Raw genomic sequence first — 17,220 nt, 5'->3', positions numbered from 1 at the left:
GGCAACGAGCGCGTGGTGCGCCCGCGCCTGGCCGACGCCAAGTTCTTCTTCGACCAGGACCGCAAGAAAACGCTGGCCTCGCGCGTGCCGGGCCTGGCCAAGGTGGTCTACCACGGCAAGCTGGGCACGCAGGGCCAGCGCGCCGAGCGCGTACAGGCCATCGCGCACGCCATCGTCAACCAGCTGCGCCTGGCCACCGTGCCGTACACGGTGGAAGCCAAGGACGAGTTCGAGGTGCTCGACAGCAAGGTCAAGGAGGCCGCGCTGCTGGCCAAGACCGACCTGCTGACCGACATGGTGGGCGAGTTCCCGGAGCTGCAGGGAATCATGGGCGGCTACTACGCGCGCCACGAGGGCCTGCGCGACGGCGTGGCCATCGCCATCGAGGACCACTACAAGCCGCGCTTCGCCGGCGACGTGCTGCCGCGCAACCACACCGGCACCGTGCTGGCGCTGGCCGACAAGCTGGAGACGCTGGTGGGCCTGTTCGGCATCGGCCAGCTGCCCACCGGCGACAAGGACCCCTTCGCGCTGCGCCGCCACGCGCTGGGCGTGATCCGGCTGCTGACCGAGAAGAACCTGCCGCTGTCGCTGCCCGAGCTGCTGGCGCAGGCCGTGCCGGCCTTCGGCGAGCTCGTCACCGACCCCAGCGCCGCGCTGCTGGACTTCATGTTCGACCGCCTGGCGGTGTCGCTGCGCGAGCAGGGCTACAGCGCGCAGGAGGTGGACGCGGTGCTGGCGCTGCGCCCCGAGCGCCTGGGCCAGGTGCCCAAGCGGCTGGCCGCCGTGCGCGCGTTCTCGGCGCTGCCCGAGGCCGCGTCGCTGGCCGCGGCCAACAAGCGCGTGGGCAACATCCTCAAGAAGAGCGAGAGCGGCGTGGGGGCGGCGGTGGACACCGCGCTGCTGCGCGAGAGCGCCGAAGGCGCGCTGTACGAGGCGCTGCAGGCCGTGGCACCCCAGGCCGACAGCGCCTTCGAGGCCGGCGACTACCAGGGCTCGCTGCAGGCGCTGGCGGCGCTCAAGGCGCCGGTGGATGCCTTCTTCGACCACGTCATGGTCAATGCCGAGGACGCGGCGCTGCGCGCCAACCGCCTGGCGCTGCTGTCCACGCTGCACGCGGCGATGAACCGCGTGGCCGACCTGTCGCGGCTGGCGCAATGAACCCCATCCCCAAGCTCGTCATCCTGGGGCGCGACGGCATCCTCAACCAGTACCGCGAGGACCACGTCAAGGAGCCCTCGGAGTGGACGCCGGTGCCTGGCGCGCTGGAGGCCGTGGCGCGGCTCAACCATGCCGGCTGGCATGTGGTGGTCGCCACCAACCAGGCCGGCATCGGGCGCGGGATGATCGACATGGCCTCACTCAACGCGGTGCACGCGCACATGATGAAAGTGCTGCAGCAGCAGGGCGGGCGCATCGACGCGGTGTTCCTGTGCCCGCACACGCCCGAGGACCATTGCGACTGCCGCAAGCCGCTGCCCGGGCTGATGCTGGACATTGGCCGGCGCTACGGCGCGGACCTGACCCAGGTGCCGCTGGTGGGCGACACCGCGCGCGACATGCTTGCCGCGCGTGCCGCGGGCTGCCAGCCGCACCTGCTGCGCAGCGGCCGCGGCGCGGCGCTGGACGAGGCGCAGTTGCAGCAGCTCGCGGCGCAGGTGCCGGGGCTGCAGGTGCACCAGGACCTCAGCGCCTTTGCCGACTACCTGCTGCAGCGCGAGCAGCGCGAGGCGCGCGTGGACGTCGAGGAGAGCCGCTGATGGGCCGCTTGCTGTCCGTGCTGCGCTCGGCGCTGTACTTGCTGTTCCTCACCGCCACCGTCATTCCCTGGGCGCTGACGGCGGTGTTCCTGTCGCTCTTCATGCGCGGCGACCCGCTGTACTGGGTGTGCGCGGGCTGGCTGCGCACGGCCATCCTGGGCGCGCGCTGGATCTGCGGCGTGCGCTGGCGCATCCAGGGCATGGAGCACCTGCCCAAGGGCAAGAACGAGGCGGTGGTGCTGGCGGCCAAGCACCAGTCCACCTGGGAGACCTTTGCCTTCCCGGCGCTGATGCCGCACCCGCTGGCCTACGTGTTCAAGCGCGAGCTGCTCTACATCCCGTTCTTCGGCTGGGCCATGTGGCGGCTGGACATGATCCACATCGACCGCAGCAAGCGCACCGAGGCCTGGAACAAGGTCGCCTCACAGGGCCGCAAGTTCATGTCGCGCGGCACCTGGGTGATCATGTTCCCCGAGGGCACGCGCACGCCGCGCGGGCAGCAGGCGCGCTACCAGAGCGGCGCCGCGCGGCTGGCGCTGGCCGCGGGCGTGCCACTGGTGCCCATCGCCGTGACCTCCGCGCGCTGCTGGCCGCGCAAGAGCTGGCTGCTGCAGCCGGGCGTGATCGACATCTCCATCGGCGCGCCCATCCCGGTGCAGGGCCGCAGCCCGGACGCGCTCACGCGCGAGGTGGAGGGCTGGATCGAGTCCGAGATGCGCCGCCTGGACCCCGAGGCCTACACGCCCGCCGCTACGCAGCCCGCCGCTGCCCGCTCCTGACTTTCCCCCGACCTTGAGCCGCGGCGCGCCCTTACCGCTGGACGCGGCAGTGCCCGAAGGGGCCGCCGCGCCGGTTTCCTCGCCCTGGCGCCATCCCGAGGCGCGCTACGCGCTGCGGCTGCCCGGCGGCGAGGTGGCGCACTACGCCTTGCGCCGCAGCAGCCGGCGCAGCATCGGACTGGTGGTGGACGCGCAGGGGCTGCGCGTGGCCGTGCCGCGCAGCGCCACGCTGGCGCAGGTGGAGCAGGCGCTGCAGGCCAAGGCGGCGTGGATCCTGCGCCACCTCGCCGCGCAGCAGGTGCAGCAGGAACGCCGCCGCGAGGCGCAGCCGCCGGTCTGGGGCGCGCAGGCGCTGCTGCCCTTCCTGGGCGCGCCGCTGCGGCTGCAGGCCAGCTCCGCCGCCTGGCGCCTCGATGCCGCGGACGCGCTGCTGCACGTGCCGCTGGCCGAGGCGGCGACATCGGCGCAATGGGCTGCCGCGCTGCGCGGCTGGCTGCAAGCGCGGGCGCTGGAGGTGTTCAGGGAGCGCTGCGCGCTGCATGCGCCGCTGATGGGCGTGCGGCCGGCGCGGCTGGCGCTGTCGGCGGCCCGCACGCGTTGGGGCAGTGCCAGCGCCGCCGGCGTGATCCGCCTGAACTGGCGCCTGGTGCACCTGGCGCCCGCGCTCATCGACTACGTGGTGGTGCACGAGCTGGCGCACCTGCGTGAGATGAACCACAGCGCCGCCTTCTGGGCCCATGTGCGCGCCGTGCTGCCGGACTTCGCTTGCCGCCGTGCCGCGCTGCGCGCGGCGGTGCTGCCGACGCTGGACTGAGCAAGTTTTCAGGCGGTGACGGAAAGCTGGCTTGTGCCTGTTACCGTGCGCTAGCGCATTGCCGTGCATCCGTCACGACCATCCCCCGTCTTTGGTGGAGTCGGAATACAGGGTCTGTCGCAAACTGTCACCACGCTGTCCATGACGGCGTGCACCGCGGGAGGAGGCCGCGTCCGACGGCGAGGGCGGTGCACCACTGGGCCTGTCCACGCAAGTGGCAGGCCCTTCTTTTTTTGTGGTGCGCTCAGGGCGGCGCGAAGCGCCAGACGCCGTCCGGGCCCGCCAGGCGCTGCAGCCGACCCTCCTGCCACAGCGCATGCAGGTGCGCGATGGCTTCGCCCATGGCGAACGTGGTCTGGTGCAGGTCCAGCGGACGGCGGAACAGTACCGGCAGCAGCCCCGCGGCATGCAGCGGCTGCGCGGCGCAGGCCTGCAGCACCTCCTGCAGCCGCTTTTCATGGTGCTCGCGCAACTGCGCCACGCGCGGCCCGATGCCGACGAAGGGTTTCCCATGCGAGGGCAGCACGAGCGTCTCGGCCGGCAGGACCGCCAGGCGCTCCAGCGAGTCCAGGTACAGCGGCAGCGGGTTGGCCTCGGGCTCCTGGTCCAGCACGCTGACGTTGGTGGAGATGCGCGGCAGCAGCATGTCTCCCGAGATCAGCACCCCCAGCGCCGGGCAGTGCAGGCTGATGTGCTCGGGCGCGTGGCCGTGGCCGGCGATGCAGTGCCAGTCGTGCTCACCGATGCGCAGCCGCTGGCCGTCGAGCAGCCGCGCGAACTGCGTGGGTACCTCCGGCACCATGCTGGCGTAGTAGCCGCCGCGCTGGCGCACCTTCTCCAACGCCTCGGGGTCGGACAAGCCGTGGCGGCCGAAGAACTCCGCCGCCGCAGCGCCGCCGTGGCCGGTGACGCTGCGGCTGCCGGTGCAGGCCGCGTGGTAGTCGGTGGCGCTGATCCACAGCCGGCAGTTCCAGCGCGCGGTGAGCCACTGCGCCAGCCCGATGTGGTCGGGGTGCATGTGCGTCACGACCAGGCGCAGCAGCGGCAGGCCGTCCAGGCCCTCGCGGAAGAGCTGTTCCCAGGCCGCACGCGTGGCGTCGTTGGCGATGCCGGTGTCCACCGCGGTCCAGCCGTCCACGCCGTCGATGCGGTCGCGCAGCAGCCAGAGGTTGACGTGGTCCAGCGCGAAGGGCAGCCCCATGCGCACCCAGCGCACGCCGGGCGCCAGGTCCAGCGTCTGGCCGGGGGAGGGCAACTGGTCGCCCAGCGGATAGTGGAGGGCTTGGTCCTGCGGCGTGCTCATCCGGGGCAGTGTAGTCAGCCCCCCTAAAATCCGGGGATCCGCGCCGAGTACCTGGAGGATTGATGAGCTTCGTTCCCGCAGACGCCGGCTATGCCCAGCGCGTACGCGACAACTTCGCGCGCCAGGGTGCCATGCACACCCTGGGCGCCACGCTGGAGGCGGTATCGCCGGGCCACGTGGTGATCGTGCTGCGCCACAGGCCCGAGCTGGCACAGCAGCACGGCTTCATGCACGCCGGCATGCTGACCACGGCGCTGGACTCGGCCTGCGGCTACGCCGCCTTCTCCCTCATGCCCGCCGACGCCTCGGTGCTGTCGATCGAATTCAAGGTCAACCTGCTCGCGCCCGCGCAGGGCCCGTGGCTGCGCTGCGAGGGCCGCGTGCTCAAGGCCGGGCGCACCATCAGCGTGGTCGAGGGCCGCGCGCTGCAGCACGAGCCCGGCGGCCCCGAGAAGCTCGTCGCCACCATGACCGCCACCATGATGACGGTGCAGGGCCGCCCCGACGTGCGCGGCTGACGCCCGCCGCGACACCTCCGCCGGCGCGCCGATCGGGCGCGCATCCCGCCCCCCGTTTCCTCAGCAACGTCCCCCTCTGCCATGATCAACGAACTCAAGGATCTCTTCGAGCGCAACCGCCAGTGGGCCGACCAGACCGAGGCGCGCGAGCCCGGATTCTTCTCGCGCCTGCTCAAGCAGCAGTCGCCGCAGTACCTGTGGATCGGCTGTGCCGATTCGCGCGTGCCGGCCAACGAACTGGTCGGGCTGTTGCCGGGCGAGCTGTTCGTGCACCGCAACGTAGCCAATGTGGTGGCGCATTCGGACCTCAACTGCCTGTCGGTGCTGCAGTTCGCGGTGGACGCGCTGCGGGTGGAGCACGTCATCGTGGTGGGCCACTCCAACTGCGGCGGCGTCAAGGCCGCGCTCAACGACCTGCGCGTGGGCCTGGTGGACAACTGGCTGCGCCACGTGCAGGACGTGCGCGACAAGCACCGCGATTGGCTCTTCAGCATCCCGGTGGAACTGCGCATCGACGCCCTGTGCGAGCTCAACGTGCTGGAGCAGGCGCTCAACGTGTGCCAGACCACGGTGGTCAAGGACGCCTGGCTGCGCGGCCAGAGCGTGGTGGTGCATGGCTGGGTGTACGGCCTGCACAACGGGCTGCTGCAGGACCTGTGCATGAACGTCAGTGGCCCCGACGACGTGGTCCCGGCCTACGAGCAGGCGCTGCAGGCGCTGTACCGGCGCGTGGAGGCGCTGCAGGCGGCGCAGGCTTCCGCGCCCACCCCGGCACCCGCGCCGCCGGCTCCCACGCCCGCGCCGGCGCCGCAGGCCGAGGCGGAGTCGGGGGCCGAAGCCGAGTCCGGGCGCGGCCGCCGGCGCGGTCGCGAGGCGTCGGCGGAGGTGCCGCCCGAAGCCTGATCGCCGAGGGCCGAGCACACGCGACACCAGGACCGGAGACCTCGATGCTCAACAACCCCCATCTGTTCCCGCGCCTGCTGGACGACAGCCGCGCCTACGCCATCGCCGGGGCGCTGCTGGAGGGGTTCAACCGCCACTACCGGCTGTTCCGCGAGACCAGCGCCGCGGCCAAGCAGCGCTTCGAGGCGGCGGACTGGCATGGCCAGCAGCGCGCGCAGCGCGAGCGCATCGAGTTCTACGCCAAGCGGGTGGAGGAGGCCGCGGAGCGGCTGCAGACCGAATTCCAGGCCTCCAAGCTGCCCATGGACACCTGGCAGCAGGTGAAGCTGCACTACATCGGGCTGCTGACCAACCATCACCAGCCCGAGCTGGCCGAAACCTTCTTCAACTCGGTCACGACCAAGATCCTGCACCGCAGTTACTTCCACAACGACTTCATCTTCGTGCGCCCGGCGGTCTCGACCGAGTACATCGAGAACGACGAGCCCGCCGCCGCGCCTACCTACCGCGCCTACTACCCGACGCCGGCCACGCTGCGCGAGACGCTGCTGCGCATCGTCCACAACTTCCAGCTGAGCCTGCCCTTCGAGAACCTGGACCGCGACATCGACGACGTGCTGGAGGCGATACGGCGCCAGCTCGGCGACACGCGCTGGCGCACCAACTTCCAGATCCAGGTCCTGTCCTCGATGTTCTTCCGCAACAAGGGCGGCTACATCGTGGGCAAGATCGTCAACGGCTTCCACGAGACCTCCTTCGCGCTGCCGGTGCTGCACGCCCAGGAGGGCCGCACGCTGGCCATCGACGCGGTGCTCTTCGGCGAGGAGGACCTGCTGCTGCTGTTCAGCTTCGCGCGCGCGTACTTCATGGTGGACATGGAGATTCCCGCGGCCTACGTGCAGTTTTTGCGCAGCCTGATGCCGCGCAAGCCGCGCTCGGAGATCTACAGCGCCCTGGGCCTGCAGAAGCAGGGCAAGAACCTGTTCTACCGCGACTTCCTCTACCACCAGCGCCACTCGACCGACAAGTTCCGCATCGCGCCGGGCATCAAGGGCATGGTGATGCTGGTGTTCGACCTGCCCAGCTTTCCCTTCGTCTTCAAGTGCATCAAGGACTTCTATCCGGCACCGAAGGAGACCACCCGCGAGCTCGTCCAGGGCAAGTACCAGCTGGTGAAGACGCACGACCGCGTCGGGCGCATGGCCGACACGCTGGAGTACAGCAACGTGGCCTTCCCGCGCGCGCGCTTCGAGGACGCGCTGGTGGAGGAACTGCTGCACCACTGCCCCAGCCTGGTGGAGATCTCCGACCGCGACGGCGACGGGCAGCTGGAGGTGATCCTCAAGCACGTGTACATCGAGCGCCGGATGGTCCCGCTGAACATCTTCCTGCAGGAGGGCACGCCCGAGCAGATCGAGCACGCGGTGGTCGAGTACGGCAACGCCATCAAGGACCTGGTGGCGGCCAACATCTTCCCCGGCGACATGCTGTGGAAGAATTTCGGCGTCACGCGCAACGGCAAGGTCGTGTTCTACGACTACGACGAGATCGAATACCTGACCGACTGCAACTTCCGCAAGGTGCCCACGCCGCGCACCGAGGAGGAGGAGATGTCGGGCGAGATCTGGTACCACGTGGGCCCCAAGGACGTGTTCCCCGAAACCTTCGCGCCCTTTCTGCTGGGCAACGCCAGCGTGCGCGAGGTGTTCATGAAGCACCACGCCGAGCTGCTCGACGCCGGGTTCTGGAACGCGCACAAGCAGCGCATCCTGGCCGGGCACGTGCACGACGTCTTCCCCTACGACCCGCACAAGCGCTTCGTCCACCAGCGCGCGGCCCGGGCCGCCGCGTCCGAGTGGGACGCCATGGCCGAGCCGCAAGGCTGAGGCGGGCGGGGACTTTCGGGCGGGCGGGGCGCGCGGGCGTGGACATGGAGGCGCTGAGCCAGGCGCTGGAGCTGGGCAGCTACGCCGTCACCGTCTTCGGCCTGCCCTTTGCCGTGTGGGTGTTCCTGCACGAGCAGCGCAAGGAGCGCGAGAACGAGGAAGAGGAGGCCTACCAGCACCTCTCGGACGCCTACAACGACTTCCTCAAGACCGTGCTGGCCAACGCCGATCTGCAGCTGCGCAGCGCGCAGGCGCTGCCCAACCCGACTCCGGAGCAGAACGAGCGCATGCTCGTGATCTTCGACATGCTGATCTCGCTGTTCGAGCGCGCCTACCTGGTGGCCTACAAGCCGGAGATGAGCCCCACCGAGGCACGGCGCTGGAACTCCTGGGACGACTACATGCGCGAGTGGTGCCGGCGCGGAGACTTCTTCAACGCCCTGCCGCTGCTGCTGCGCGGCGAAGACCCCGACTTCCAGCAGTACATCCGCGACATCGCGCAGCAGGAGCGTGGTGCCATCCTGTCCCCCTGATCCGTCACCGGAAGAAGAGAGGAGCCCGCCATGGCCGATTCCGTCGTCATCGTCTCCGCTGCCCGCACCCCCATTGGTGGCCTGCTGGGCGACTTCGCCTCGCTGCAGGCCTGGGAGCTGGGTGCCGTGGCCATCCGCGCCGCCGTCGAGCGCGCCGCGCTGCCCGGCGACGCCGTGGACGAGGTGCTGATGGGCAACTGCCTCATGGCCGGCCAGGGCCAGGCGCCCGCCCGCCAGGCCCTGCGCCGCGCCGGGCTGCCCGATGCCGCCGGCGCCGTGACGCTGTCCAAGATGTGCGGCTCGGGCATGCGCGCCATGATGTTCGCGCACGACATGCTGGTGGCCGGCAGCGCCGATGCCCTGGTGGCCGGCGGCATGGAGAGCATGACCAACGCGCCGCACCTCGTGTTCGCGCGCAAGGGCGTGAAGTACGGCGCCGCCGCCCTGTACGACCACATGGCGCTGGACGGCCTGGAGGACGCCTACGAGCGCGGCAAGGCCATGGGCGTGTTCGCCGAAACCTGCGTGACGCAGTTCGGCTTCACGCGCGAGGCCATGGAGGCGTATGCGATCGCCTCCACCCAGCGCGCGAAAAAGGCCAACGAGGACGGCAGTTTCGACTGGGAGATCGCACCGGTGGCCGTGCCCGGCAAGGGCGGCGAGACGCTGGTGAAGCACGACGAGCAGCCCTTCAAGGCCAGGCTGGACAGGATTGCCGGCCTGAAACCCGCGTTCAAGAAGGACGGCGCCATCACCGCCGCCACCGCCTCCAGCATTTCCGACGGCGCCGCGGCGCTGGTGCTGATGCGCGAATCCACCGCCGCGCAGCGGGGCCTGGCGCCCATCGCCCGCATCGTGGCGCACGCGGTGCACGCGCAGGCGCCGGAGCTGTTCACCACCGCGCCGGCGGGCTCGATCGAGAAGGCGCTGAGGAAGGCCGGCTGGCGCAAGGAGCAGGTGGACCTGTGGGAAGTCAACGAGGCCTTCGCCGCCGTGACCATGGCGGCGATGTCGGCGCTGGAGCTGCCGCACGAAATCGTCAATGTGCACGGCGGCGCGGTGGCGCTGGGGCACCCGATCGGCGCCAGCGGCGCGCGCATCGTCGTGACGCTGCTGGGCGCGTTGCGCCGGCGCGGCCTCAAGCGCGGCGTGGCCTCGCTGTGCATCGGCGGTGGCGAGGCCACGGCGGTGGCACTGGAAATGCTGTAAGGCCGGCCGGGGCCGCGGATTGCCGCATGGCTCCAGCTCGAGCCGTGGCCCGTGGGCGGCCGGTGAGGGAAGAAGGTCAAGGAGAACGAGAGCGATGCAGAAAGTCCTGGTGATCGGCGCCTCGCGCGGCATCGGCCTGGAGTTCGTGCGCCAGTACCGCGAGGCGGGCGCGCAGGTGTGGGCCACGGCGCGCGGGGAGCATCTGAAGGCGGTGGAAGCCCTGGGCGCCACTGCGTGGGCGCTGGACGTGGCGGACGCGGCCGGCGCTTCGTCCCTGAGCTGGCGCCTGGACGGGCTGGGGCTGGACTTGGGCGTTTACTGCGCCGGCGTCTACGGCCCCGACACCGCGGGCCTGGAGCCGCCCACGCAGGCCGACTTCGACGCCGTGATGCACGTCAACGTGCTGGGCGCGATGCGGCTGCTGCCAGTGGTGGCCGAAGGCTTGGCGCCGGGCGGCAGGCTGGCGGTGATCTCCTCGGTGATGGCCTCCATCGGCGCGCGCAGCTCGCCCTCGGCCTGGCTCTACCGCGCCTCCAAGGCCGCGCTGAACTCGGTGCTCAAGGACGCGGCGCTGGCGCTGCAGGACCGCGCGATCTGCGTGGCGCTGCACCCGGGCTGGGTGCGCACGGACATGGGCGGGCCCTCGGCCACGCTGTCCGTGGAGGAGAGCGTGGCGGCGCAGCGCCGCGTGCTGGCCGGGCTGACGCCGGCGCAGAACGGGAGCTTCCTCGACCCGCAGGGGAACGTGATTCCTTGGTGAGAAAGACGAAGGGCTGCCTGGCGGGCAGCCCTTTGGGCCTTTCGGAAGTTGGGTGCTGCGCAGGGGCCTTCAGCGCGGCGCCACCGGCAAGTAGCGCCGGTCGGAGTAGGTCAGCAGCCATTGCGGCCGCCAGGCCACGAAGATGGCGCACAGCATGCCGCTGAGCACCGCGTCGCTCCAGGCGATCAGCCAGCGCCCGGTGAGCACGGCCGCCACGTCGCTGCCCGGCGGCAGCGGGTGGCGCAGCAGCCACAGCCCGCCCACGAGCGCCATGGCCAGCAGCGTGGCGCCGAAGCCGCGCGCCAGGATGTAGACCATCAGGTGATGCGGCATCCAGCGCCGCGTGAGCAGGCCGATGCCCAGTGCCAGCGTGGCCGGCAGCACGCCGTTCCACACCGCCTGGTGCAGCGCGGACTCGATGCCGCTGGCGTCGATGAACGCGGTGCAGATCGCCACCGGCACGCAGGTGAGCACGGCCAGCGGCCAGCCCACCATCAGCACCAGCAGCGCCGCACAAGAGAGCTGCAGCGGCGGCCCGCCCGGCAGCACGCCCTGCAGCGACCACACGAAGGGCAGCAGCACCAGCGCCGCCAGCCAGGGGTTTCGCAGCTCGGTGGCGCGCAGCGCCGCCCACGGCTTGAAGCACAGCGCCACGCCGCAGGCAGCGAGCAGGACGACGAGTTCGAGCAGCATGTTCATGATTCAGCATCCATCGTGCCCGCATCGGGACACCGTTGTGTTCTCCTGGCGCAAGGGAATGCGCCGATACGGCGCAGGCGCACCATCAAAAGGATGAAGCCATGAACACCGTCGATTTCTGGTTCGATTTTTCCTCGCCCTACTCGTACCTGGCCTCGACCTGGATCGAGCCGCTGGCCGCGCGCCATGGCTGCCGGGTGCGCTGGCACGCCATGCTGCTGGGCGCCACGCTGGCCGCGGCGGAGCTGCGCCCGCCGGTGGCCTACCCGATCAAGGGCGACTACATGCGCCGCGATTTCGAGCGCTCGGCGCGCTTCGAGGGCGTGCCCTACCGTCCGCCGCCGCGCTTTCCCATCGCCACCCAGAACGCGGCGCGCATCTTCTGGTGGCTGCACGCGCAGGACGAGTCGCGCGCCGCGGCCTGGGCGCGCCGGGGGCTGGCCGCGTACTTCGCCGAGGGCGTGCAGCTCGACGAGATGCCCGCGCTGCTGGCGCTGGCCGAGCGCTGCGGCATCGATGCGGCGCAGGCGCAGGCCGCGTGTGCCGATGCGCAGTGGAAGGCGCATCTGAAGCAGGTCAACGACGAGGCCATCGCCGCGGGTATCTTCGGGGCGCCCTGGATCGTCGTGGACGGCGAAGCGTTCTGGGGCAACGACCGCCGCGCGCAGATCGAGCGCTGGCTGGCGGCACCCTTCTAGAAACCGAGAGACGATCCCCTGGAGGAGACACATGAAGCTGAAGAAGACGGCCCAGCAGATGGTCGAGGAGGCACTGGCGCAGGTGCACACCTGCACGTTGGCCGAGGCGCTGGCGCTGCACGCCCGCGAGGACGTGCAGTTCATCGACCTGCGCGACATCCGCGAGCTGCAGCGCGAGGGCACCATCCCCGGCGCCTACAACACCCCGCGCGGCATGCTGGAGTTCTGGGCCGACCCGGAGAGCCCCTATCACAAGCCGGTGTTCGCGCAGGGCAAGCGCCTGGTGCTGTTCTGCGCCGCGGGCTGGCGCTCGGCGCTGGCCACGCGCACGCTGCAGGAGATGGGCTTCGACGACGTGGCCCACATCGACGGCGGCTTCAAGGCTTGGAAGGAGGGCGGCGGGCCGGTGGAGCCGCTGCAACCCCGGTGCTGAAGTCGGCCCCGCGCCGCTGGCTATAGTCCGGCGCGCGCCGCCACCTTCTCTTTTTCCGTTCGCCCTGAGCTCGTCGAGGGGCTCAGCCCGAACGGAAATTTCAAACCTCAAGGAACTTGGATCCGGGCGGCACGAGGACGGACGATGGACAACGACTTGCAGCAGCGCCCCGAAGGCTTCCAACGCGTGGCGCAGGCCCTGGCGGCGCAGGGCCACCCGCACGCGCCGCACTACCTGGACACCGCCGCGCGCACCGCGCAGGAGGCGGCCGACGCGCTGGGCGTGAGCGTCGGGCAGATCGCCAAGAGCGTCATCTTCAAGCTGCGCGCCGTCGAGCGCGCGGTGCTGGTGGTGACCTCGGGCGACCGGCGCGTGGACGAGAAGAAGGTGGCGGCGCTGGTGGGCCCCGTGGGCCGCGCCGATGCCGAGTTCGTGAAGGCGCAGACGGGCTTCTCCATCGGTGGCGTCTCGCCGGTGGCGCACCTCAACCCGCCGCTGACGCTCATCGACCGCGACCTGTTCCGCTTCGACGAGATCTGGGCCGCCGCGGGCCACCCCAACGGCGTGTTCCGGCTCAGCCCGCAGCAGCTGGAAAGCCTCACCGGCGCGCCGGTGGCCGACGTGGTGCAGCAGCCATGACGGCGCCATCCCCGCCGCCGGCCACCGCCCGGGCGGCGGCTGCCGCGACGCCCGTGGGCTCGCCCTGCACCGGCGTGTGCAGGATGGATCCGGCCACCGGCTGGTGCCTCGGTTGCGCCCGCACCATCGACGAGATCGCCGGCTGGTCCACGCTGGACGACGCGGCCCGGCGCGCGGTGTGGCTGCGCCTGCCGCCGCGCCAGGCGCAGCTTCGGGCGCAACACGGCCCCGCGCCCGTGCCGGAGCCGCGCCGATGAAGACGCTGGACTTCTGGTTCGACGTCGTCTCGCCCTACGCCTACCTGGCGTTCGAGCGGCTGCCGCAGGCGCTGGAGGGCTGCTCGTACCGCGTGCGCTACCGCCCGCTGCTGTTCGCGGCGCTGCTCAAGCACTGGGGCCAGCTCGGCCCCGCGGAGATAGCGCCCAAGCGCGACTGGACCATGCGCCAGGTGCACTGGCTGGCGCGCGAGGCCGGCGTGGAGCTGGCGTTGCCGGCGCAACACCCCTTCAACCCGCTGGCGCTGCAGCGCCTGGCGTTGGCCTGCGGCGAGGTGGATGGCCTGCCCAACCGCCGCGTGGTGGAGGCGCTGTTCCACCATGTCTGGCGCGGCGCCGGGGCCGATGCCAACGACCCGGCACGGCTGCAGGCGCTGGCGCAGGCACTGAAGCCGGCGCTGGACCCGCAGGGCGAGGAGGCCCGGCAGCGCCTACGCGCGCACACGGATGAAGCCATCGCGCTGGGCCTCTTCGGCGTGCCCAGCATCGTCTTCGAGGGCAAGGTCTTCTGGGGCCTGGACGCGCTGCCGATGCTCAAGGCCGCGCTGCAGGGCGATGCCTGGTTCGACGCGGCGTGGCAGGAGTCGGCACGGCCGTTGCCCGGCGTGCAGCGGCGCTGAGGACGCCAGGCTTTCCCGCTCGGGCAGCGGTTGCCGTCCGGGGTCTGGGCGGCTCCAGCCCAGGCAAGGCCGGGCACGGGACGGCCTGCCGTGCATCAATCTGGCGTCAGGCGGCGCTGCACAAAATGGCCGGTTATGCCCAGCGCCTTCAACTTCGACGCATCCCCTTTCGACTGCCTTGACGCCGAGGAGCGCCAGCTCGTGCGCAACAGCGTGGACATCGCCTACTTCCGCGCCGGCGAGGCCATCCTGGAGCCCGGCATCGAGCCCGGCCACCTGTTCGTGCTGATCAAGGGGCACGTGCAGCAGCTCGACGAGGAACAGCAGGTCATCACGACCTACGGCCCCGACGACACCTTCGACGGCCGCGCCCTGGTGGCCGGCCGCGTCACCAACCGCTTCGTGGCGCAGGAGGAGGTGCTGGCCTACCAGCTTGCGCGCAAGGCTGTCAACGAGCTCATCGCGCGCAACGCCACCTTCGGCGCGCTGCTGTTCTCCGACCTCTCCAACAAGCTCTCGGCGCTGGCGCAGCGGCGCAGCCAGCACGAGATGCAGTCGTTGACCATGGCACGCGTGTCCGAGACCGGCGTGCGCCCGGCGCAACTGGTGGATGCGGCCACCACCATCGTCGAGGTGGCGCGCGTGTTCCAGGAGCACAGGATCTCCAGCGTGCTGGTGCGGGATGGGTCCGCCACGCCGCCGCGGCTGGGCATCTTCACCAACACCGGGCTGCAGCGCGCGATCCTGGACGGCACGCCGCTGGACCGGCTGCCGGTGGGCCGGCTGGCGACCTTCACGCTGGTGTGCGTGAAGCCCTCGGACCCCGTGGGCGAGGCGCTGGCGCTGATGCTGCGCCACAACGTGCACCGCGTGGTGGTGCAGGACGGCGACGGCACCGTGCACGGCGTGCTGGAGGCGCTGGAGGTGTTCAGCTTCCTCTCCAACCACTCCTACCTGGTGGGCCTGCAGATCGCGCAGTCGCGTGATCTCGCCGGGCTGGCGGAGGCCTCGCGGCAGATCACCAAGCTCATCGCCATCCTGCACCGCGGCGGCACGCGCGTGGGCATGATCGCCCGCCTGGTGAGCGAGCTCAACGCCAAGCTCTTCGAGCGCGCCTGGCAGCTCATCGCGCCCAAGGAACTCGTCGCCAACAGCTGCCTGTTCGTCATGGGCAGCGAGGGCCGCGGTGAGCAGCTGCTCAAGACCGACCAGGACAACGGCCTGGTGCTGCGCGACGGCTACGAGCCCCCGGCGGACCTGGAGGCCATCTGCAACCGCTTCACGCAGGCGCTCATCGACTTCGGCTACCCGCCGTGCCCGGGCGGGATCATGGTCAGCAACCCGGCCTGGCGGCAGCCGCAGTCGGCCTTCCGCGAGACCGTGCGGCGCTGGATGCTCATGCCCAACGCCGACAGCCTCATGGCGCTGGCCATCTTCCTCGACGCGCACCCGGTATGCGGCGACGCCGCGCTGCTGGAGCCGCTGCGCGAGGAGGTGTTCTCGCTGGCGGCCGACAGCGACGCCTTCAAGGCCCGCTTCGCCGCGGCCATCACGCTCTTCGACGAGCACACCGGCTGGTGGAACCGGCTGCTGACGCGGGGCGACAACGACCCCGACCGGCTGGACCTGAAGAAGGCCGGCATCTTCCCGCTGGTGCACGGCGTGCGCAGCCTGGCGCTGGACAAGCGTATCCGCGAATGCGGCACCGCCGAGCGCGTGCAGGCCCTGGTGAGCGCGGGCCACATGGCGCCCGAGATCGGCTCCGACGTGGTGCAGAGCCTGCACTTCTTCATGGGCCTGAAGCTCAAGGCCGGGCTGCAGGAGCTGGAGCTCGGCAGCGACGTCAGCGGCGGCGTCAAGCCCGACCAGCTCAACAGCCTGGACCGCGACCTGCTCAAGGACACGCTGGGCGTGGTCAAGCGCTTCAAGGCCACGCTGCGGCTGCGCTACCACCTGGACGCGCTGCAGTGAAGTCCACGGTCAACCTCCTGGGGCCGCTGGCCGGGCCCTGGGAGAAGCTCAAGAAGGGCTGGTTGCTCTATCACCTGGCCAACGACAACTACCGCTTCATGTTCGAGCCGCCGCCGCCCGACGAGTGGGTGTCGCTGGACTGCGAGACGACGGGGCTGGACCGCCGGCGCGACGAGATCGTCTCGATCGGCGCGGTGCGCATCGCCGGCAGCCGCGTGCTCACCAGCGAGCGGCTGGAGCTGCTGGTGCGCCCGGAGAAGCGTGCCATCTCCTCCGAGGCGGTGAAGGTGCACCGGCTGCGCGAGCAGGACGTGGCGCAGGGCATCGCGCCGGAGGCGGCGATGGCGCAGCTCATGCGCTTCATCGGCAGCCGCCCGCTGGTGGGCTACTACCTGGAGTTCGACGTGGCCATGCTCAACCGCGTCGTCTGGCCGATGCTGGGGCTGAGGCTGCCGCAGCCCAAGATCGAGGTCTCGGCGCTGTACTACGAGTGGAAGAACAGGCAGCTGCCCGCGCACGAGCGCGGCAACCGCAACGTGGACCTGAGCTTCGCCACCATGATGGCCGACCTGGAGCTGCCCCTGCGCGAGGCGCACGACGCCATGAACGACGCGGTGATGGCGGCGCTGGCCTTCACCAAGCTGCGGCGGCTGTTGGGGCATGCCTGAGGCTGTTTTCCGATGACAACTCAAGCAACTCCGTCACACCCGCGAAGGCGGGTGTCCACGAACGCCGGACCGCATCCCGGTACGCGTGGATGCCCGCCTTCGCGGGCATGACGCCTCCTTGGTTGCCGAACGAGCACGACCATGAAAAAAGCCCGCTGCCGCGGGCTTTTTCGTGGGGTGGCCGCCAGGCCGGGGGTCAGGCCGCCGCCGGCGCCGGGGTGCGGATGAGGTGGTCGAAGGCGCTGAGCGCGGCGGCCGCGCCGGCACCCGCGGCGATGACGATCTGCTTGTACGGCACCGTGGTGCAGTCGCCCGCGGCCATCACGCCCGGCACGTTGGTCTGGCCCTTGGCGTCGATCACGATCTCGCCGAAGCGGTTGAGCTCCAGCGTGCCCTTGAGCCACTCGGTGTTGGGCACCAGGCCGATCTGCACGAACACGCCTTCCAGCGGCACGAGGTGTTCCTGGCCGGTGGCGCGGTCCTTGTAGCGCAGGCCGTTGACCTTGCCCTCGGCGCCGGTGATCTCGGTGGTCTGGGCGTTGGTGACGATGTCCACGTTGGGCAGGCTCTTGAGCTTGCTCACCAGCACCGCGTCGGCCTTGAGCTGGTCGGCGAACTCGATGAGCGTCACGTGCGCCACGATGCCCGCGAGGTCGATCGCCGCTTCCACGCCGGAGTTGCCGCCGCCGATCACCGAGACGCGCTTGCCCTTGAACAGCGGGCCGTCGCAGTGCGGGCAGTAGGCCACGCCC

The 17,220-nt window shown here is 70.7% G+C and carries 20 protein-coding genes; 17 read left to right on the top strand and 3 right to left on the bottom strand.

Going from position 1 to position 17,220, the window contains the following annotated elements; translation table 11 throughout:
- The 4 genes from glyS to Q0741_RS08595 form a co-directional block, all read left to right on the top strand.
- The coding region (gene glyS, locus Q0741_RS08610) for a glycine--tRNA ligase subunit beta (protein ID WP_298232789.1) at positions 1–1,161 on the top strand (1,161 nt) is incomplete at its 5' end.
- Entirely contained in the window at positions 1,158–1,760 is a 603-nt protein-coding gene (gmhB, locus tag Q0741_RS08605; protein ID WP_298232788.1) for a D-glycero-beta-D-manno-heptose 1,7-bisphosphate 7-phosphatase, read from the top strand. The genes glyS and gmhB, both read left to right, overlap by 4 nt.
- Positions 1,760–2,539, top strand: a complete 780-nt coding sequence (locus Q0741_RS08600) for a 1-acyl-sn-glycerol-3-phosphate acyltransferase (protein ID WP_298232787.1) — start codon at positions 1,760–1,762, stop codon at positions 2,537–2,539. The genes gmhB and Q0741_RS08600 overlap by 1 nt, the downstream gene beginning before the upstream one ends.
- Before the next feature lie 49 nt (positions 2,540–2,588).
- Entirely contained in the window at positions 2,589–3,353 is a 765-nt protein-coding gene (locus Q0741_RS08595) for a M48 family metallopeptidase (protein ID WP_298232786.1), read from the top strand.
- Between the two features lie 244 nt (positions 3,354–3,597).
- On the opposite strand, the gene Q0741_RS08590 is transcribed toward Q0741_RS08595, so the two are convergent.
- A complete protein-coding gene (locus Q0741_RS08590; RefSeq protein WP_298232785.1) occupies positions 3,598–4,656 on the bottom strand; it encodes an MBL fold metallo-hydrolase in 1,059 nt (352 codons plus the stop codon).
- A 62-nt stretch (positions 4,657–4,718) separates the two neighbouring features.
- On the opposite strand from Q0741_RS08590, the gene Q0741_RS08585 reads away from it, so the two are divergent.
- From Q0741_RS08585 to Q0741_RS08560, 6 genes are all read left to right on the top strand, one after another.
- Positions 4,719–5,174 carry a PaaI family thioesterase gene (locus Q0741_RS08585; protein ID WP_298232784.1) on the top strand — a complete coding sequence of 152 codons (456 nt, stop codon included), beginning with the start codon at positions 4,719–4,721 and terminating at the stop codon, positions 5,172–5,174.
- Positions 5,175–5,255: 81 nt separating this feature from the next.
- On the top strand, positions 5,256–6,077 hold the full coding sequence (gene can / locus Q0741_RS08580) for a carbonate dehydratase (RefSeq protein ID WP_298232783.1): 822 nt from the start codon (positions 5,256–5,258) through the stop codon (positions 6,075–6,077).
- 62 nt (positions 6,078–6,139) lie between these two features.
- Positions 6,140–7,963, top strand: a complete 1,824-nt coding sequence (aceK, locus tag Q0741_RS08575; protein ID WP_298232791.1) for a bifunctional isocitrate dehydrogenase kinase/phosphatase — start codon at positions 6,140–6,142, stop codon at positions 7,961–7,963.
- Between the two features lie 44 nt (positions 7,964–8,007).
- Positions 8,008–8,496: a hypothetical protein gene (locus Q0741_RS08570; RefSeq protein WP_298232782.1), complete on the top strand. Its 489-nt coding sequence runs from the start codon at positions 8,008–8,010 to the stop codon at positions 8,494–8,496.
- Between the two features lie 30 nt (positions 8,497–8,526).
- Positions 8,527–9,705 carry an acetyl-CoA C-acyltransferase gene (locus Q0741_RS08565; RefSeq protein WP_298232781.1) on the top strand — a complete coding sequence of 393 codons (1,179 nt, stop codon included), beginning with the start codon at positions 8,527–8,529 and terminating at the stop codon, positions 9,703–9,705.
- A 94-nt stretch (positions 9,706–9,799) separates the two neighbouring features.
- Positions 9,800–10,465 (top strand): SDR family oxidoreductase, encoded by a 666-nt coding sequence (locus Q0741_RS08560; protein WP_298232780.1) that lies wholly within the window; start codon positions 9,800–9,802, stop codon positions 10,463–10,465.
- Between the two features lie 69 nt (positions 10,466–10,534).
- On the opposite strand, the gene Q0741_RS08555 is transcribed toward Q0741_RS08560, so the two are convergent.
- Positions 10,535–11,164 carry a hypothetical protein gene (locus tag Q0741_RS08555; protein ID WP_298232779.1) on the bottom strand — a complete coding sequence of 210 codons (630 nt, stop codon included), beginning with the start codon at positions 11,162–11,164 and terminating at the stop codon, positions 10,535–10,537.
- A 101-nt stretch (positions 11,165–11,265) separates the two neighbouring features.
- On the opposite strand from Q0741_RS08555, the gene Q0741_RS08550 reads away from it, so the two are divergent.
- From Q0741_RS08550 to Q0741_RS08520, 7 genes are all read left to right on the top strand, one after another.
- On the top strand, positions 11,266–11,862 hold the full coding sequence (locus Q0741_RS08550) for a 2-hydroxychromene-2-carboxylate isomerase (RefSeq protein ID WP_298232778.1): 597 nt from the start codon (positions 11,266–11,268) through the stop codon (positions 11,860–11,862).
- 31 nt (positions 11,863–11,893) lie between these two features.
- A complete protein-coding gene (locus Q0741_RS08545; RefSeq protein WP_298232777.1) occupies positions 11,894–12,295 on the top strand; it encodes a rhodanese-like domain-containing protein in 402 nt (133 codons plus the stop codon).
- Positions 12,296–12,439: 144 nt separating this feature from the next.
- Positions 12,440–12,934, top strand: coding sequence for a YbaK/EbsC family protein (locus tag Q0741_RS08540; protein WP_298232776.1), 495 nt, complete (start codon positions 12,440–12,442; stop codon positions 12,932–12,934).
- Positions 12,931–13,191, top strand: a complete 261-nt coding sequence (locus Q0741_RS08535) for a DUF1289 domain-containing protein (protein ID WP_298232775.1) — start codon at positions 12,931–12,933, stop codon at positions 13,189–13,191. Before Q0741_RS08540 ends, Q0741_RS08535 begins: the two co-directional genes overlap by 4 nt.
- Positions 13,188–13,829, top strand: coding sequence for a 2-hydroxychromene-2-carboxylate isomerase (locus tag Q0741_RS08530; RefSeq protein WP_298232774.1), 642 nt, complete (start codon positions 13,188–13,190; stop codon positions 13,827–13,829). The genes Q0741_RS08535 and Q0741_RS08530 overlap by 4 nt, the downstream gene beginning before the upstream one ends.
- Before the next feature lie 135 nt (positions 13,830–13,964).
- The gene (locus tag Q0741_RS08525) at positions 13,965–15,800 is read left to right on the top strand and encodes a DUF294 nucleotidyltransferase-like domain-containing protein (protein ID WP_298232773.1); all 1,836 of its coding nucleotides are present in this window, start codon (positions 13,965–13,967) and stop codon (positions 15,798–15,800) included.
- Between the two features lie 17 nt (positions 15,801–15,817).
- Positions 15,818–16,468 (top strand): 3'-5' exonuclease, encoded by a 651-nt coding sequence (locus Q0741_RS08520; RefSeq protein WP_298232790.1) that lies wholly within the window; start codon positions 15,818–15,820, stop codon positions 16,466–16,468.
- A 196-nt stretch (positions 16,469–16,664) separates the two neighbouring features.
- Here Q0741_RS08520 and Q0741_RS08515 read toward each other — a convergent pair.
- The coding region (locus Q0741_RS08515; RefSeq protein WP_298232772.1) for an FAD-dependent oxidoreductase at positions 16,665–17,220 on the bottom strand (556 nt) is incomplete at its 5' end.

Origin of the sequence: uncultured Azohydromonas sp. (assembly GCF_937926365.1) — a bacterium.
Lineage (GTDB): Bacteria > Pseudomonadota > Gammaproteobacteria > Burkholderiales > Burkholderiaceae_C > Azohydromonas.
This window is presented reverse-complemented; position numbering and strand designations above follow the sequence as displayed.

Coding starts and splice junctions, on each gene's coding strand:
- Q0741_RS08600 (WP_298232787.1), top strand. CDS start 1,760: ATGGGCCGCTTGCTGTCCGTGCTGCGCTCGGCGCTGTACTTGCTGTTC.
- Q0741_RS08570 (WP_298232782.1), top strand. CDS start 8,008: ATGGAGGCGCTGAGCCAGGCGCTGGAGCTGGGCAGCTACGCCGTCACC.
- Q0741_RS08525 (WP_298232773.1), top strand. CDS start 13,965: ATGCCCAGCGCCTTCAACTTCGACGCATCCCCTTTCGACTGCCTTGAC.
- Q0741_RS08560 (WP_298232780.1), top strand. CDS start 9,800: ATGCAGAAAGTCCTGGTGATCGGCGCCTCGCGCGGCATCGGCCTGGAG.
- Q0741_RS08555 (WP_298232779.1), bottom strand. CDS start 11,164: ATGAACATGCTGCTCGAACTCGTCGTCCTGCTCGCTGCCTGCGGCGTG.
- Q0741_RS08550 (WP_298232778.1), top strand. CDS start 11,266: ATGAACACCGTCGATTTCTGGTTCGATTTTTCCTCGCCCTACTCGTAC.
- Q0741_RS08585 (WP_298232784.1), top strand. CDS start 4,719: ATGAGCTTCGTTCCCGCAGACGCCGGCTATGCCCAGCGCGTACGCGAC.
- Q0741_RS08590 (WP_298232785.1), bottom strand. CDS start 4,656: ATGAGCACGCCGCAGGACCAAGCCCTCCACTATCCGCTGGGCGACCAG.
- Q0741_RS08535 (WP_298232775.1), top strand. CDS start 12,931: ATGACGGCGCCATCCCCGCCGCCGGCCACCGCCCGGGCGGCGGCTGCC.
- can (WP_298232783.1), top strand. CDS start 5,256: ATGATCAACGAACTCAAGGATCTCTTCGAGCGCAACCGCCAGTGGGCC.
- Q0741_RS08565 (WP_298232781.1), top strand. CDS start 8,527: ATGGCCGATTCCGTCGTCATCGTCTCCGCTGCCCGCACCCCCATTGGT.
- Q0741_RS08545 (WP_298232777.1), top strand. CDS start 11,894: ATGAAGCTGAAGAAGACGGCCCAGCAGATGGTCGAGGAGGCACTGGCG.
- Q0741_RS08530 (WP_298232774.1), top strand. CDS start 13,188: ATGAAGACGCTGGACTTCTGGTTCGACGTCGTCTCGCCCTACGCCTAC.
- Q0741_RS08540 (WP_298232776.1), top strand. CDS start 12,440: ATGGACAACGACTTGCAGCAGCGCCCCGAAGGCTTCCAACGCGTGGCG.
- gmhB (WP_298232788.1), top strand. CDS start 1,158: ATGAACCCCATCCCCAAGCTCGTCATCCTGGGGCGCGACGGCATCCTC.